19 protein-coding genes are annotated in these 14199 nt (G+C 69.8%); 11 read left to right on the forward strand and 8 right to left on the reverse strand.

Annotation, left to right across the window (positions count from 1 at the left end; all coding sequences use genetic code 11):
- Positions 1-119: 119 nt before the first annotated feature.
- The 8 genes from FQ142_RS02375 (at position 120) to FQ142_RS02410 (ending at position 3918) form a co-directional block, all read left to right on the forward strand.
- Positions 120-644 (forward strand): Asp23/Gls24 family envelope stress response protein, encoded by a 525-nt coding sequence (locus tag FQ142_RS02375; protein WP_188042275.1) that lies wholly within the window; start codon positions 120-122, stop codon positions 642-644.
- Entirely contained in the window at positions 641-829 is a 189-nt protein-coding gene (locus FQ142_RS02380) for a DUF2273 domain-containing protein (RefSeq protein WP_045252972.1), read from the forward strand. The genes FQ142_RS02375 and FQ142_RS02380 overlap by 4 nt, the downstream gene beginning before the upstream one ends.
- Positions 829-1224 carry a hypothetical protein gene (locus FQ142_RS02385; protein ID WP_262492030.1) on the forward strand — a complete coding sequence of 132 codons (396 nt, stop codon included), beginning with the start codon at positions 829-831 and terminating at the stop codon, positions 1222-1224. Before FQ142_RS02380 ends, FQ142_RS02385 begins: the two co-directional genes overlap by 1 nt.
- Positions 1221-1805, forward strand: a complete 585-nt coding sequence (locus FQ142_RS02390) for a DUF6286 domain-containing protein (protein ID WP_149422060.1) — start codon at positions 1221-1223, stop codon at positions 1803-1805. The genes FQ142_RS02385 and FQ142_RS02390 overlap by 4 nt, the downstream gene beginning before the upstream one ends.
- A complete protein-coding gene (locus FQ142_RS02395; RefSeq protein ID WP_056414847.1) occupies positions 1802-2416 on the forward strand; it encodes a hypothetical protein in 615 nt (204 codons plus the stop codon). The genes FQ142_RS02390 and FQ142_RS02395 overlap by 4 nt, the downstream gene beginning before the upstream one ends.
- Positions 2417-2472: 56 nt before the next feature.
- Positions 2473-2685 (forward strand): hypothetical protein, encoded by a 213-nt coding sequence (locus FQ142_RS02400; protein WP_045252975.1) that lies wholly within the window; start codon positions 2473-2475, stop codon positions 2683-2685.
- A 102-nt stretch (positions 2686-2787) separates the two neighbouring features.
- Entirely contained in the window at positions 2788-2961 is a 174-nt protein-coding gene (locus FQ142_RS02405; protein ID WP_042541591.1) for a CsbD family protein, read from the forward strand.
- Between the two features lie 102 nt (positions 2962-3063).
- On the forward strand, positions 3064-3918 hold the full coding sequence (locus tag FQ142_RS02410) for a hypothetical protein (protein ID WP_149422061.1): 855 nt from the start codon (positions 3064-3066) through the stop codon (positions 3916-3918).
- Positions 3919-3941: 23 nt separating this feature from the next.
- On the opposite strand, the gene FQ142_RS02415 is transcribed toward FQ142_RS02410, so the two are convergent.
- The 4 genes from FQ142_RS02415 to FQ142_RS02430 are packed head-to-tail and all read right to left on the reverse strand — an operon-like array spanning position 3942 to position 8119.
- Positions 3942-4565 (reverse strand): HD domain-containing protein, encoded by a 624-nt coding sequence (locus FQ142_RS02415; RefSeq protein WP_149422062.1) that lies wholly within the window; start codon positions 4563-4565, stop codon positions 3942-3944.
- 53 nt (positions 4566-4618) lie between these two features.
- Positions 4619-5302 carry an SGNH/GDSL hydrolase family protein gene (locus FQ142_RS02420; protein ID WP_149422063.1) on the reverse strand — a complete coding sequence of 228 codons (684 nt, stop codon included), beginning with the start codon at positions 5300-5302 and terminating at the stop codon, positions 4619-4621.
- 40 nt (positions 5303-5342) lie between these two features.
- Entirely contained in the window at positions 5343-6266 is a 924-nt protein-coding gene (locus FQ142_RS02425; RefSeq protein WP_149422064.1) for a DUF1295 domain-containing protein, read from the reverse strand.
- Positions 6267-6283: 17 nt separating this feature from the next.
- Positions 6284-8119 carry an AMP-dependent synthetase/ligase gene (locus FQ142_RS02430; protein ID WP_149422065.1) on the reverse strand — a complete coding sequence of 612 codons (1836 nt, stop codon included), beginning with the start codon at positions 8117-8119 and terminating at the stop codon, positions 6284-6286.
- Between the two features lie 194 nt (positions 8120-8313).
- Here FQ142_RS02430 and FQ142_RS02435 point away from each other — a divergent pair, with 194 nt between their 5' ends.
- Together FQ142_RS02435 and FQ142_RS02440 are read left to right on the forward strand one after the other, a co-directional pair.
- Positions 8314-8559 (forward strand): hypothetical protein, encoded by a 246-nt coding sequence (locus tag FQ142_RS02435; RefSeq protein WP_149422066.1) that lies wholly within the window; start codon positions 8314-8316, stop codon positions 8557-8559.
- Positions 8556-9545: an SRPBCC family protein gene (locus FQ142_RS02440; protein ID WP_149422067.1), complete on the forward strand. Its 990-nt coding sequence runs from the start codon at positions 8556-8558 to the stop codon at positions 9543-9545. The genes FQ142_RS02435 and FQ142_RS02440 overlap by 4 nt, the downstream gene beginning before the upstream one ends.
- On the opposite strand, the gene FQ142_RS02445 is transcribed toward FQ142_RS02440, so the two are convergent.
- Positions 9526-10833 (reverse strand): FAD-dependent oxidoreductase, encoded by a 1308-nt coding sequence (locus FQ142_RS02445; RefSeq protein ID WP_149422068.1) that lies wholly within the window; start codon positions 10831-10833, stop codon positions 9526-9528. The two genes, FQ142_RS02440 and FQ142_RS02445, sit on opposite strands and share 20 nt — an antisense overlap.
- 114 nt (positions 10834-10947) lie before the next feature.
- The gene (locus FQ142_RS02450; RefSeq protein WP_162247489.1) at positions 10948-11511 is read right to left on the reverse strand and encodes a TetR/AcrR family transcriptional regulator; all 564 of its coding nucleotides are present in this window, start codon (positions 11509-11511) and stop codon (positions 10948-10950) included.
- A 76-nt stretch (positions 11512-11587) separates the two neighbouring features.
- Between FQ142_RS02450 and FQ142_RS02455 the strand changes: the two genes are divergently transcribed.
- Positions 11588-12727 carry a zinc-binding alcohol dehydrogenase family protein gene (locus tag FQ142_RS02455; protein ID WP_149422070.1) on the forward strand — a complete coding sequence of 380 codons (1140 nt, stop codon included), beginning with the start codon at positions 11588-11590 and terminating at the stop codon, positions 12725-12727.
- Between the two features lie 75 nt (positions 12728-12802).
- Here the strand turns inward: FQ142_RS02455 and FQ142_RS02460 are convergent, their stop codons facing one another.
- Both FQ142_RS02460 and FQ142_RS02465 read right to left on the reverse strand, forming a co-directional pair.
- Complete coding sequence (locus FQ142_RS02460) at positions 12803-13210, reverse strand: hypothetical protein (RefSeq protein WP_149422071.1); 408 nt, start codon at positions 13208-13210, stop codon at positions 12803-12805.
- Positions 13211-13281: 71 nt separating this feature from the next.
- Complete coding sequence (locus tag FQ142_RS02465; RefSeq protein WP_188042276.1) at positions 13282-14154, reverse strand: helix-turn-helix transcriptional regulator; 873 nt, start codon at positions 14152-14154, stop codon at positions 13282-13284.
- Positions 14155-14199 lie beyond the last annotated feature (45 nt).

Here is a 14199-nt window from a genome sequence, read left to right on the forward strand (position 1 = left end):
CTTCGACGACTTTGTGACGAATGCCGCCCGCCGCACGTCTTACCTGTGAGCGACCAACCACGCTCCCGGTGCGGCCGACTGGTCTCGCAGCCGGAACCACGTGAGACGAAGGAAAAGTCATGGCAACTCAGGATCAGAACACCCCCTCCAGCCCCGCCGAGAAGGAGCTGGCTCAGACTTCCGCCGCGCCGAAGCCCGCCGCGTCCGGCTCCCGCGTGGACCGCTCGTCGAGCTTCTCGACGTCGCGCATCCCCACCGACGTCGACGCGGCCGGCAAGACGGTCATCGCCGATGGCGTCGTGGCCAAGGTCGCCGGCATCGCCGCCCGTGAGGTCGCCGGCGTCTACGCGCTCGGCGGCGGCGGAGCACGCGCCTTCGGTGCGATCCGCGACGTGATCAACGCCACCGACCTCGCCCAGGGCGTCAAGGTCGAGGTCGGCGAGACGCAGGCCGCAGCCGACCTGACCATCGTCGTGGAGTACCCGGCCCCCATCCAGGAGGTCGCGAACAACGTCCGCGCCGCCGTCGCCGGTGCGATCAGCCGCCTGGTCGGCCTCGAGGTCGTCGAGGTCAACGTCGAGGTCAACGACGTGCACGTCCCCGGTGACGACAGCACCGACAACGAGGAGTCGCGCGTCTCATGAGCCCCACCATCACCGGCGCCGTGATCGGCGCACTGCTCGCTCTCGCCGCACTGGCGTTCGGGTTCTGGGGCTTCCTCCTCGTCGCCCTGTTCGCCGGGATCGGTGCCATCATCGGCCGGATCGCCTCCGGCAAGCTCGACGTCCGCGGTCTCGCGGACGCCTTCACGGGGCGGCGCACCTCCTGATGCGCGTCGACCAGCACTTCGCCCCCGGTGGTGGCCCCGTGGGGGTCGCCACCGGTGGGGCCACCGTTCCTGGCCGCGTCGACGTGAGGGAACGCGTCTACCGCACGGTGACCGAACAGGCATCCGCAGTCCTGATCGGTGTGCCACGCGGCGACGTGAAGGTCGATGTCGCCGAGCATCCGGGCGGCTTCGCCGTCCGCATCGCCACCCCGCTCCCCGTCCCGAATCTCGACGACACCGTCGCGATCGAGCAGGGAGTCCCCGTTCTCGGGAGGGCCCGTCAGCTGCAGGAGCAGTTGCAGACGCGGCTGACCGGAATCCTCGGTCGAGACATCACCCGGATCAACCTCACCATCACCGGTGCCACCATCCCAGAGAGGAGTCGAGTGCGATGAGCACCCCCGTACTTCGTCGCGTCGTTCGTCGTGAGACGCATTCGCCGCGCACCGTCGCGATGTTCGTCGCGGTCATCCTCCTGATCCTCGCCCTGGCGTACATCGGTCTCGAGATCGTGCTGAGCCTCGCAGCGCAGCCCGCTCTCCTGCTCGGTCCCGCCGCGGCGGGCGGATGGCTGGTCGGACTGCCGACCGCGCAGCCGGCCGGTCTCGTGATCGCGGGCAGCATCGTGCTGGCCCTGATCGGGATCGTCTTCATCGGTCTGGCCGTCACCCCCGGCCGCCTGTCGAAGCACACGCTCGAGGCGGGCGACCGTGCGGTCGTCGTCGACAACGGCGTGATCGCCAGTGCACTGGCCCAGCATCTGTCGGAGCAGACGGGTCTCTCCCGCGAGAGCATCACCGTCGGCGTCGGCCATCGGTCCGTGGACGTCACTGTGCGTCCCGGCGCCGGCATCCCGCTCGACAAGAGCGCGGTGCAGTCCGCCGCAGAGGCCGAGCTGACGACCTACCGACTGACCAGGAGCGTACGCACCCGGGTCCGTATCGAGCGGCCCGACGAGAAGGAGGACGAGCTGTGAACGCCACCAATCGTGCGCTGAACCGCACCCTGCTGCTGATCATCGGGCTGCTGTTCCTCGCTCTCGGGGCCCTCGGCATCGCGATCATGAGCTGGCCCACCGCGACCGACATCTGGACGTCGGCCGGCAAGGACGCCCGCACCTGGCTCGACCAGGCGATCGCTGCCACGGCCATCGCAGGAGGAAGCCTCTCCTGGGTCGGTATCGGCGCCGTCGCCGCGATCGTCATCGTCGTCGTGCTCCTCATCGCCGCGTTGACGAGCATCTCGGGGCGCCGCTCCAAGACGGTCCTCCGCTCGTCGGGTTCGCAGAACCCGCTCGGCCGGGTCACGGTCACGGAGTCCTTCGTGTCGGATGCGGTGAAGAACTCGCTCGCGGATCGGGCCGACATCCTCTCCACCCACGTCACCGCGAACGACATCCACAGCGAGCCCGTGCTGCACGTCGCGCTGACCCCTCGTCAGAACACCGATCCGCGTGAGCTGGTCGACCACGTCGACCGCCTGCTCGGCAACCTCGCGACCCTCACCGGCCGTGAGACGGCGACCTACGTCTCCATCCACACCGGTCTGCGGGCGCGGCTCGCTCACGACCAGCGTCGTCTGACCTGATCCGCTGACACCGATCCGTCACCCCCGACCACTCGTCACCCAGGAAGAGAACCACCATGCGAAACAAGATCCTCCTCATCGGCGCCGTCGCCTTCGTCGCCTACATCCTGGGCAGCCGGGCCGCGACCGTGCAGATCGACAAGGGCGAGTCCGTCCGGCACCAGCTCGTGCGGATGTGGAACGACCCGAAGGCCAAGAAGGAGCGGGCCAAGGCCGCGAAGAAGGCCAAGAAGGCCGCGGAGAAGGCCCTCGACAAGGTGCGCCGCTGAGCGTCCGCACCCCACCTGCTTATCGTCGGTCGCGAAGAGCACGACGATAAGACGCCGGGAATCCTCCCGTCGTCATCATCACCCTCACGAAAGGAGCTCCTCATGGGACTCGATGACAAGATCAAGAACGCCGCTCAGGACATCGCCGGCAAGGCGAAGGAAGCGATCGGCAACGCGACCGACAACGACAAGCTCGCCGCTGAAGGCAAGGCTGACCAGGTCAAGGCCGACGCGAAGAAGGCCGGCGAGAACGTGAAGGACGCGTTCAAGAACTGATACCCCCCCGACGGGCGGGCGGAGCATTCGTGCTCCGTCCGCCCGTCGGTGCGTGTGCGGGCGGGTGGAGTCGTATGCGGGTCGTCGTGAGACGATGCGGGGATGGATGCCGATTCCGAGAGGGAGCTGCGCGAGCTCCGCATGCGTGCGTACGGTCCCCGCGCCGACATCGCGACGGACCCGGTCGCACTGCGCCGCCTGGAAGAGCTCGAGGCCGCGCGCGCCGCACTACCCGACTCCGGCGTCGCCCCCGGCATCGTCTCGGTCGATGCCCGTTCCGCGTCCGTCATCGCCGACGGTCGCGTCGAGGACCGAGCGGGCGACGATCTGCTCGACAGGCTCGGTGACGACTCGCTGTGGGACGACGATCCCACCGCCACCGCCACCGCCACCGCCGGCGGTCCGGGTCCGGCGGATGAGGCTGCAGGGCGGCCCACCCGTCTCGCGAGAAGGCACGCCGTGCTGTGGGTGGCGTCCGTGGTGGCCTCCGCCGTCGCGGCCGCTCTCGTGACGTTCGCCGTCACCTCGCTGCAGACGGTGTCGACGTCACCGGGCGCGCCGCAGGTCGCCACGCTCCGGCTCGGGCCCGACGACACGGTTCCTCCGGGCTGGTTCGGTGCGGAGGCCGACATCGTCAGCGCCGAGTTCGCCGGTCTGACGATCTTCGAGAGTCCCGGGTGGGCCTCGGAATCGGGAGATCGGACGTCGGAGAATCGCTGTCTCGCCGTCGCGAAGACCAGCGACCTGCCCGAGCAGGGCGAGGACGAGAGGGATTTGTACACCGATAGCCCGGTCCGCGGGTCGTGCGGTGTCGCGTCCTTCCCGACCGTGCTCACCCTGCCGTTCGATGACGACATGCCCGCGGAGCTGATCGAGCAGTACCCGTCGGGCGTCGCCGTCCAGTTCGTCCTCGACGGCGACCGCGTCGGGGTCTTCCTCGACTCGAGCGAGGAGTAGCCGCGGGCTCCGCGCCCGGAAGCTCACCCGAGGGGATTCTGCTCCAGCTTGCGGACGACGCCGCCCTCGACGAGTCGACGCGCGGCTGTGTGGGGCTTCCTGGCCGCCTGGTCGACGACCCCGGAGCCGAACTCGTCGGCGAGGTCGAGGCGGGGATACGCCTCGAGAACCTCACGGAGGAAGGCCTCGGGAAGCGCGTCGGGGCGCGCGCCGGAGATGTCGAGACCGGTCGCGATCTCGAGCAGGTACCCTTCGACGTCGACCGCGGGATCCACCGAGGGCCAGTTGTGCCGCACGATCACCTCGAGCGCACGGGTGCCCCGCTGCGCGTCCCACCCCGCTCCCCGGGTGAGCGTGACGGCGACATGGCCGCCGGCCTCCTCGTAGGAGCGGAGCACGTTGTCGAACTCCGGAGCCAGGCCGATGTCATGGAGCACGGCCGAGACGTAGAGCAGCTCATGGTCGACGTCGTGTCGGCCTTCGATGACGGCGAACGCCTCGGCCCACAGCCACGACCGCACGACGTGGTTGACCATCGTCGGGGACTGATACTGCGTCGCGAGCGACAGGGCGGCGATCGCCGCGGGCGTGCGGGGCGCCTCGAACGAGTCGAGGTGCAGGGGCGGATGCGTCTCGTGCGCGCTCATGCCGGTCAGCGTATCGTTTCGAGGCCGCACCGCCCGCATGCTCGCACGCCGATCTACAGCGGCGGATCGAGGGCGTCGAGCGCCGCATCCATCTCCTCGGCCATGTGACGGTATCCGATGTCGGAGGGATGCAGACCGTCCGACGCCATCCAGCTGTCCTCGGCGCCGGCGTGGTGCCCGTCGAGCCATCTGCTCGCACCGGGGATCCAGTCCGCATCGATCCCGTCGGCGGCATCCTCGACCCATCCGATGATCGTCTCCACCGACTCGGGGCGCTCGTCGGTGTACCAGAACGGCTCGACGACGATGATCCTCGCGTCGGGCAGGGCGTCGCGCAGCCGGCTGAGGTCGTCGGTGATGGTCGTGCGGATGAGCTCGGCGCGTCGGTCATAGCTGAAGTTGTCGTTGAGTCCCATCGTCACGAAGACGATGTCGGGGTCCTGCGCGATGACGAGTTCGGGGAGGTCGTTCCCGTCGAAGTCGGAGCGGTGGTTGACGAACCCGAGTCCGTTCACGCTGGGGTTGAACTCCTGCCATCCGCGCTGCTCGCTGATGATCGAGGACCATCGGAGAGCCGGATCGCTCGCCCCCGTGCCCAGCGTGTACGAGTCCCCGTAGAACGCGACGACCGGCCCGTCTCCCGGCGTCGGGGACGCATCCGGCACCGGCCCCGCACTGCAGGCGGTGAGCCCGAGGGCGAGGGCGGCGAGGGAGGCGAGCGATCGGATGCGGCGCATGGTGGTTGTTCGTCACCGACCCCGGGCCGGATGGCGGCTGCTAGGCCGCGGCCCGCCGCGCCGTCGGGCGCGTGAGACGAGGGAGGAGCGCGGGAGTGCTCTCGCGGTACTCGATGTAGTCCGCCCTGTCGCCCCACTTCTTCTCAGCACGCGCCTCGAGCAGCGGGATGCCGCTGACGCGGGTGAGCAGCAGGATCACGAACAGCGGTGACAGCACGGCCACCCACTGCCAGCCGGTGAGCACGGGGGCCGCGGTCACGAAGACGCCGACCCAGATCACGATCTCGCCGAAGTAGTTGGGGTGCCGCGAGCGCGACCACAGGCCGGTGCGGATGAATTCGTCCTTGTTCTTCGGGTCGGCGCGGAACGCGGACTTCTGCGCGTCGGCGACGATCTCGATCACCATGCCGAGCACCCAGACGACGATGCCCACGACGGTGAGCCATCCGACGGGTGCGCGGTTCGCGGCATCCGTGCTGATCGCGATCCAGGCGGCGGCGGCCGTGATCGACACCCAGGCCCCCTGGATGACCCAGACCTGCAGGAAGCGCACGGGCGATCCCTTGATCTCGTCGAAGCGCCCGTCGGAGCCTGCCTTGTGCACGCGCATGGCGAGGAAGGATCCGAGACGCACGGCCCACAGGGCGACCATCACCGCGAGGATCCAGCTGCGCGCGTCGGGCATGGGTGTCAGCAGCACGAGGGCCACCGAGATCGCGAGGAACGTGAGGCTGCCGGTGAGGTCGAAGAAGCGCTCGGTGCGCAGGAGCACGGCCGGGATGAAGGCGAGGATCTGGATCACGTAGGCCGCCGCCACCGCGAGGGCGAAGAGCGGGATTCCGCCGAGCATCGCGCCGTTCTGGCTGCCGGCGAGCGCGACGAGCGCCCCGATGACGAGAGCGACGATGATGGCGATCAGCGAGGCGCGCGACGACTTGGTTTCGGTGGGCGTCGGTGAGGACATGGTGTTCTTCCTGTTTCTCAGAGGTAGAGGTCTTCGACGGTGACGGATGCGCGATCCAGGACGACGCTCCGTCGGAGTTTCATGGTGGGGGTGACGATCCCGCGGTCCTCGAGGTCGGCGAGGATCACGCTGAACCGGCGCACCTGCTCGCTCCGGGCCACCAGTGCGTTGGCGGCGTCGACGGATGCCTGCAGCCGCGCGCGCAGAGTGGGATCCGTGACCGCGCGGAGGTCGGGCTCGGCCAGGGGCGGGATGTCGGCGCCCGTGGTGCGCGCCCACTCCTGCGTCTGCTCCGGATCGAGCACCAGCAGCGCGGAGAGGTACGGCTTGCCCTCGCCTACCATCACCGCGTGGGAGATGAGCGGATCCGCCTCGACGGCGCTCTCCCAGCGGGTCGGCACGATCGTCTTGCCGTTGGAGGTGACGATGACGTCTTTGAGTCGTCCGTCGAGGATCAGTCTGCCCTGGTCGTCGAGTCGGCCGAGGTCGCCGGTGCGGAAGAATCCGTCGACGAAGGCGCCCTCGTCGTGGGCGGGATTGCGGTATCCGCCGAAGACGCCGAGGCCGCGGGCGAGCACCTCCCCGTCGTCGCTGATGCGCACCGTGAGGCCGGGGAGCGGCGAACCGACGCTGCCCGAGGCGATGCGTCCCGGCAGGTTGCCGGTGAGCGGTGCCGTGGTCTCGGTCAGGCCGTATCCCTCGATGACGGGGACGCCGATGCCGCGGAAGAAGAGCGACAGCTCGGGGTCGAGTGCGGCGCCGCCGGAGAGCATGTAGCCGACGCGTCCGCCCATCACCGCGCGCAGGCGGCGGTAGAACAGCGCGTCGAAGAACCGGTGGCGCAGACGCAGGGCGAGATCGTTCGCGGGGTGCGCGGCGGCGTCGATCCGCTCGGCGCGGCGGCCCCACGCGATCGCCGTCTCCCTGGCCCTGGTCCACACGCCGGCGAGGCCCTTGTCTGCGGCTTTGGCGGCGGCGGCCGCCTGGATCTTCTCCAGCACCCGGGGGACGACGACGAGGAAGGTCGGTCGCAGGGTGTCGAGGGTCGCGACGACGGTCGACGGGTCGGCGAGGTGGGCGATCCGCATGCCGCTGGCCAGGCAGATCAGCTGCAGGCCGCGGGCCAGCACATGAGCGAGCGGGAGGAAGATCACGGTGTTGCCGGCGTCGTTCACGATCTCGCGGTAGGCCGCGGCGATGTTGAGCACCTGTCCGAGGAAGTTCCGATGCGTCAGCACGACGCCCTTCGGCTCGCCCGTGGTGCCGGAGGTGTAGACGATCGTCGCCGGGTCGTCCTGGGTGGCCGATGCTCGGCGGGCCTCGAGGTCGGCATCCGAGACGTCGGCTCCGAGCGTGACGAGGTCGGCGAGGGGTGCGGATGCGGCGGCATCCATCGTCCACACGCCGAGGGGGTCGCCACCGGCCTCCGTGAGCGCCGACTGCAGTAGCGCCGTGTGCGACGCCGTGCCGCCGATCGCCAGACGCACCCCTGCGTCGGCGACGATGGCGTTCACCTGCGACGGCGAGGACGTCTCGTAGATCGGCACGACGACGGCACCGGCGAACCAGGATGCGAGATCGGCGACGGCCCACTCGTAGCGCGTAGGCGCCATGATCGCGATCGGGTCGCCCGCCTGCACGCCCCGGGCGATGAATCCCTTCGCCAGCGCGCGCACCTCATCGGAGAAAGCGCGCGTGGTGACCGGCCGCCAGGGGGCGGTGCTGCCGGCATCCGCCCTCTCGACCTCGAAGGCCACGTGCTCCGGCGCGGTCTGCGCACGGGCGACCAGGAGGTCGGTGATGTTCCGGTAGGCGTCGAGGACTGCCAGCGGCGGGGTCGATGATTCGATCATCGGTATGTTCCTCTCGGTCGAACGGGCGGTTCGGGGCGTGATGGCGGTCCTCGGTCGCGCGGACGAAAGGAACATGCGGGCGCGCGCATGTACTGCCATCCTCTCCTGTTCGGAGCCCCCGCCGATTCGGATGGGACCGCGTGCCGCGAGCAACCTCGGTTGACAAACGCCATCTAGCAACGTAGGTTGACAGTATGGAGTCATCCCAGATCGCCGCGACTGCGGCGGACCTCAGCGATCCGCGAGCGGGGCTGCGCGCCGTGGCGACACTGCGCGTGCTGGCCGACACCCTCGAGCTGCGTCAGGTCGAGGCCGCGCTGCGCGCGGGGATGACCTGGCAGGACATCGCCGACGCCCTCGGTGTGACCCGTCAGGCCGCCCACAAGAAGCACGCCAGGCGGGTCGACCCCGCCATCCAGATCCCCAGGAGGAACGCATGACCAGGTTCGCTCGAGCAGCTCACACCAGCCACTCGCTCTCGGTCGCCGCCATGGAGGAGGCCTCCCGCTCGGGACTCCGCACGGCCGACATCGAGCATCTTCTGCTCGCCCTCATCATCAACGACCAGTCGGCGGGGCGGATGCTGCGCGGCGCAGGCCTCGACATCGATGCGGCCCGCCGCGCCGTCGAGGACCAGCACGCCGCGCACCTGGCCGAGCTGGGCATCGAGGCGTCGTTCCCGGGGGCGGGGCAGATCGTGTTCCCTCAGACCGAGGGATACGAATGGAGCACCCGCGCCTCCGACCTGCTCATCCGCGCCAGCGGCAGAGGCAAGTCGGGCGACGCCGCGGCGGTGCTCCGTGAACTCCTGGTCGAGCCCAGCGGGTTGATCGACGGCATCCTGGCGCGCCTCGGAACATCTGCGCAGGCTCTGCGCGAGCAGCTCGACGAGCTCGGCACCGACGACACGACGACGCCGCTCACGGCGGTGAAGCGGCACGGCCGCGCGGCGGGATCGATCGAGACGTTCGTCTCCGCGCCGGTGGACGACGTGGCGGCCTTCCTCGTCGACCCCGCCCGGATCCCCGAGTGGCATCCGGGCGTGGGGTCCATCGAGCTCGGCGAGCAGGAGGTCGCCGCCGGCGAGGTCTGGGAAGGGCTCGCACCCACGCAGCGTCTGAACGGGGATCCTCTGACACGCAAGCCCGAACTCCGTCGTCGCCGCATCACCCTGGAGTCGGCGCATCTGCCGGACAGCGTCGCGTGGAGCTTCGCCTACCCCGATGCGCCGAAGAACAGCCCGGTTCTGATGGAGTTCACGCTGGCCGGCACGACGGGCGGAACGCAGGTCCACACGACGATGTCGTGGGCACGGCGCGGCGGATGGCGCGGAATCGTGGCTCTGCCCATGCGTCCGCTGCAGAAGTTCATGCTGTGGATCATGCTGGCTCAGACGAGCGCCGCGATCAGCCGTTCGTTCCGCTGACCCCCGCGTCGACCAGGATCGCCCGCGCGGCGCGCTCGCCGGAGGCCAGGGCCCCCTGGATCGACGCGGTGTCCCGATGGTCGCCCGCGATGTACAGGCGCTCGGAATGGCGCGGCGATCGCGGGGGTCCGAGGGGTGCCGGCTGGGCCGGGAGGGCATCGACGATGTCGTCGCGCCGGATCACCTCCCAGGCGCTGACGTCGGCGCCCCAGATCTGTGCGAGGTGGTGGCGGACATCGTTCTCCTGCGCGGCGCCGGTGGTGGCGCGGGTGGTGGCGCCGGTGGTGGCGCGGCCGCCCGGCAGCAGGCAGGTCGCGGCGATGAGGTGGCGTCCGGCGGGAGCGTAGGAGGGCACGGTGTGGGTCATCACGACCGTGTTCACCACGGGCCCGCGGCCGCGCCCGTCGACGGTGAGCAGTGCAGACTTCGTCGGGGGTTCGGGCGTCGTGAACCACCAGGTCTGCAGCCCGTGCGTCGCCGGCGACGGAAGCCCCGTGAGGTCGGCCACCGCATCGGGCCCGACCGCGACGACCACCCGAGCCGCGCGGACGGGGTCGCCGTCGACGACTCCGACCTGGATGCCGGTGCCGTTGGCGTGACCTTCGGTCGACAGGCGTTCGGCGGCCGTGCCCAGCCGAATGGTGGCGCCGCCGGCGCGTGCGCGTGCCGCGAGCTGTTCGGGGACGGCGGCGATTCCCTGTGCCGGCAGTCCGGGGCGGCCGAGCGCGAAGTACCGCACGAGCAGCCGGGCGAACGCGTTCGACGTGTCGCCGCGACCCTCCGCCAGCACGCCGGCGAGGAACGGCTCGAGCACGGCGGTCCGCAGCGGGCCGTGGAGCCCCGCCGCATCCCATCCTTCCCTCAGCGGGATGTCATCCTGCGCGAGGCGGGAGAGCGGACGCACGAGTGCCGGCGCCGCCCAGCGCGCCAGCGCGACGGCATCCGGCAGGGTCACCAGTCCGCTGCGCAGCGAGGTGACGATCGACAGCGGATGCCGCAGCGGATGCCGCAGCGCGGCCATGCCCTGCGCCGTGCGCACCTGCACCCCCACCGGAAAGCTCCCCATCGCCAGGACGTCGAGATCGACGCTGCGGCGGAGCGCAGGGTAGGCGGGGTTGAGCACCTGGAAGCCGCGATCCAGCCGGAACCCGTCGACGATGTCGGTGCGCTGGCGTCCCCCGACGGCGTCACCGGCCTCGAGCACGACGACATCGAGTCCGTGGGCTGTGAGCAGCTGTGCGCAGCGGAGTCCCGCGAGCCCGGCGCCGATCACGATCACGTCATGCACGGAGCACGGCTCCGGAGGTCTGCATCAGGCGCGTCGGCTGCATGGCACCAGCGTACGACGGGAGGGGAGAGGTGGACGCGTCCGTCGGGGCGAGGTGCACCAGCTGCGGCAGCGTCACCCGGTGAGGGAGGTCCGCATGTCGTTCCACACCGACGCCAGGCAGTCCTCGAGCGGCACGTCGGCGGGCCCCTCCAGCCATCTGCCCACCGCGAGATCGAAGCAGGTGACGGCGACGGCTGCCAATGTCCGAGCGCGCTCAGGGTCGATGCCGCGTCGGTGCAGCGACTCTTCGATGGCGCGGGCGAGGTAGTGACTGCGGAGAAGATCACGCTCGAGCAGTGCAGGCTCGCTGTGGACGATGCTGCGCCGACGCGCCATCTGCTCCCGCCAGTCCTGCACACCCCGGCACGCGGCTGCAAGGCCGGCGCGCACGGTGTCCGTCCCGTCGCTCTCCGACGGGACGGATGCCATGAAGGCGCTCACCGCCTGGGGGAACTCGCGATCTCGGAGGAACAGCACGTCCCGCTTGTCGGAGAAGTGCCGAAAGAACGTCCGTGTGGTCAGGCCTGCCGCCTCGGCGATCTGCGGAACCGTGGTTCCTCCGTACCCCTGTTCGGTGAACAGGGCCATCGCTGCAGCTTCCAGCCGCAGTGCGGCATCCGGGGACCATCGAGGCATAGAGCCATGATGACACGAACTGTCGTAAGATCGACTGTGACGGCATGAGATGTCATCAGGATCGGGGAGTGGACGAGTGAGCGACAACACTGCGGCGTGGATCGATTCTCCGTACGCGGATCTGACGATCCGAGAGGCCCCCATGCCGAAGCCCGGGCCGGGGCAGCTGCTGGTGGAGGTGCGCGCGGTGGCGGCGAATCCGCTCGATGCGATCATCCAGTCCAACGGCACCGTCATGTACGGGTGGCTGCGGTACCCGGTCATCCTCGGCGAGGACGTCGCGGGCGTCGTCGTCGAGATGGGTGCCGACGTGGACGCCTTCGCCGTCGGGGATCGCGTCGTGGCGTACGCGATGGGTCTGGAGAAGGGGCGGGACGCGGTCTCCGAGAGCGGCTTCCAGGCCTACGTCGCCGTCGACGCCGGCTTGGCCGCCGCCCTGCCGGCGGCTACCGCCTTCGAAGATGCCGCCGTCCTGCCTCTGGCGGTGTCCACAGCCGCGGCCGGTCTGTTCGAGAGCGACCAGCTGGCGCTGGACTACTCCCGTGTCGGGAAGGAGGCGGCCCGCGACGAGGTCGTCGTGGTGTGGGGTGGCGCGACGGCCGTCGGTGGCAACGCGATCCAACTCGCCCGCGCAGCCGGGTACCGGGTCATCACGACGGCGTCTGCGAAGAATCACGACCGGATGAGGCAGTTGGGGGCAGAAGCCGTCTTCGACTATCGGGACCCGAAGGCCGTCGATCAGATCGTCCGCGAGGTCGGCGGCTCCGCGGTGGCGGGGATCCTCGCCGTCGCGGTGGGGTCCGCCGAGCCCTGTCTGCGGATCGCGCGCGCGACCGGTGCCACGAAGATCGCGATGGCGAGTCCTCCCGTCTCGTTCTACGAGCAACCGCGCCGCCGCGGCCTCTCCTTCGCCCGCATCCGCCTCTTCCTGGAACTCGGAACGCGAACCGCGTTCCTGCAGGTGCGCAGCCGCGCTCACGGCATCAGGGCCTCGTTCATCTGGGGGAGCGCCATCGCCACCTCTCCCGTGGGGCCGGCCATCTGGGGCGCCTATCTCCCCGCAGCGCTCGCATCCGGCGAGCACCGTCTCTACCCGGAAGCCCGCATCGCGGGACACGGCCTTCCGGACATCCAGAAGGCCATGGACACCCTTCGCCGCGGCGTGTCCGCGCAGAAGCTCGTCATCACCCTCGATCGGGCACCGAGGGGATCCTGACCGATCCACGGAGCCCGCGCAGAATCGCACCGCAGGACCGTCGGCGCGAAGACGCGCGAAGGGTGTGAGCGGAGATCAGCGGCCCGCGCCCGAGGTCTTCTGCTGTCCGCCGTCGCGCGGAAGCAGCTCGAACGGGAGGCCTTTCGACACCGCCTTCGCGTACCGGACGAGGGAGACGGGTGGCAGATCGACCAGAGGTCCGCAGATGTGGAAGGCCGCGATGATCGCTTCGAGGTCGTCGCCTAGGCGAGTGCTGCGGAACCGTCGATCCGCCTCGTGGACGTTCGCGGCGGCGACCCGCACGATCTCCTGCCACTCCCGCTCGTCGAAGGACTCCGGGGGCACGGACCAGGCTCGCGGGGTGTTCACGGCCGAGCGAGTGGCCTGCTTCCCGCGGTGCGCAGCTGTGGCGTCGACGTTCACGGCCACCTCCCCCTTCGTGATCCCGTGCGCGGAGTGCAGCTCCGGTGTTGCGATGATCACGCATCAGCGCGCCCGAGGGCGTGCTGTGCAACATCTCGGTCTGTGCCCGCGCAACACACAGGCCGCGGCTCTCAGCGTTCGGCGAGGGCTCGGCGCATCCGGCGCACGGTGCCGAATCCCGACTGCTCGGCGGCGGCTCGCTCCGTCACCCCGTGCTCGAGAAGGGCCGAGGCGTTCGCGATGCGGGTTCGACGCAGGTAGCCGGAGGGGTTGTCGCCGTTCGCCTGGAACGAGCGGAAGAGGTGTGAACGGGAGACGCCCAGTTCGCGGGCGACCGTCTCCACCGTCGTCGCAGGATCGGCGGCCTGCGCGATGATGAAGGCCACGGCGTCGAGATGGATCTGGTCGCCCGGTCGGCTCTCGTGCTTCTCGAAACGGAGATCGCTGGCTGCGGCGATCGCCGCGACGAGCTCGGTGATCGCCCTCTCGACGTGGGTGAATGCGGCGTCCGAGGGAGGGACGGGGCGAGAGAAGATGGCGTTCGTCAGACTCAGGAACAGGGCGAGGTAGTCGGGTGAGGCCTGTCCCGTCCTGACGATCACGCCATCGGCGAGGGTGTATCCGCCGAGCACGACGAGGGTACACACGACTGCTGTCGCGCTGTCTATGAAGGTGAGGCTCTCGGGGCGGACGAGGACGACACCCCCTTCGGGGACGACGCTGGTCGTCGTGCTCGTTCCGACCGTCAGCTCGCCCTCGGTGACGACGAGGAGCATCAGGCGCTCCTCCGCCACCTGTCGGGGGGCCGGCGCGAAGGTGAACCTGGCTGGAGGGTGCCAGAAGCGGGAGACGATGAAGTCACGGCTCTTGAGAAGATCTCCCGCGAAGCTGAAGTCATCGGTGGGCGGCGTGAGTTCCCACCCCGTCAACGCAAGGAGGTCGCGAGCGGCTCCGGCTCGGAGGTTGAACCTTCGGTTCTCGTAGACGGCGGGGAAGATCTGCATCCGGGTCGCCTTCCTGCGCTTCGGGTGAAACGAGCTTAGCCAGGT

Origin of the sequence: Microbacterium sp. ANT_H45B (assembly GCF_008369345.1) — a bacterium.
GTDB lineage: Bacteria > Actinomycetota > Actinomycetes > Actinomycetales > Microbacteriaceae > Microbacterium.

Bases quoted from the DNA above. Each gene is read 5' to 3' on its own strand.
- FQ142_RS02375 (WP_188042275.1), top strand. From the start codon at position 120: ATGGCAACTCAGGATCAGAACACCCCCTCCAGCCCCGCCGAGAAGGAG.
- FQ142_RS02380 (WP_045252972.1), top strand. From the start codon at position 641: ATGAGCCCCACCATCACCGGCGCCGTGATCGGCGCACTGCTCGCTCTC.
- FQ142_RS02385 (WP_262492030.1), top strand. From the start codon at position 829: ATGCGCGTCGACCAGCACTTCGCCCCCGGTGGTGGCCCCGTGGGGGTC.
- FQ142_RS02390 (WP_149422060.1), top strand. From the start codon at position 1,221: ATGAGCACCCCCGTACTTCGTCGCGTCGTTCGTCGTGAGACGCATTCG.
- FQ142_RS02400 (WP_045252975.1), top strand. From the start codon at position 2,473: ATGCGAAACAAGATCCTCCTCATCGGCGCCGTCGCCTTCGTCGCCTAC.
- FQ142_RS02405 (WP_042541591.1), top strand. From the start codon at position 2,788: ATGGGACTCGATGACAAGATCAAGAACGCCGCTCAGGACATCGCCGGC.
- FQ142_RS02410 (WP_149422061.1), top strand. From the start codon at position 3,064: ATGGATGCCGATTCCGAGAGGGAGCTGCGCGAGCTCCGCATGCGTGCG.
- FQ142_RS02415 (WP_149422062.1), bottom strand. From the start codon at position 4,565: ATGAGCGCGCACGAGACGCATCCGCCCCTGCACCTCGACTCGTTCGAG.
- FQ142_RS02420 (WP_149422063.1), bottom strand. From the start codon at position 5,302: ATGCGCCGCATCCGATCGCTCGCCTCCCTCGCCGCCCTCGCCCTCGGG.
- FQ142_RS02425 (WP_149422064.1), bottom strand. From the start codon at position 6,266: ATGTCCTCACCGACGCCCACCGAAACCAAGTCGTCGCGCGCCTCGCTG.
- FQ142_RS02430 (WP_149422065.1), bottom strand. From the start codon at position 8,119: ATGATCGAATCATCGACCCCGCCGCTGGCAGTCCTCGACGCCTACCGG.
- FQ142_RS02435 (WP_149422066.1), top strand. From the start codon at position 8,314: ATGGAGTCATCCCAGATCGCCGCGACTGCGGCGGACCTCAGCGATCCG.
- FQ142_RS02440 (WP_149422067.1), top strand. From the start codon at position 8,556: ATGACCAGGTTCGCTCGAGCAGCTCACACCAGCCACTCGCTCTCGGTC.
- FQ142_RS02450 (WP_162247489.1), bottom strand. From the start codon at position 11,511: ATGCCTCGATGGTCCCCGGATGCCGCACTGCGGCTGGAAGCTGCAGCG.
- FQ142_RS02465 (WP_188042276.1), bottom strand. From the start codon at position 14,154: ATGCAGATCTTCCCCGCCGTCTACGAGAACCGAAGGTTCAACCTCCGA.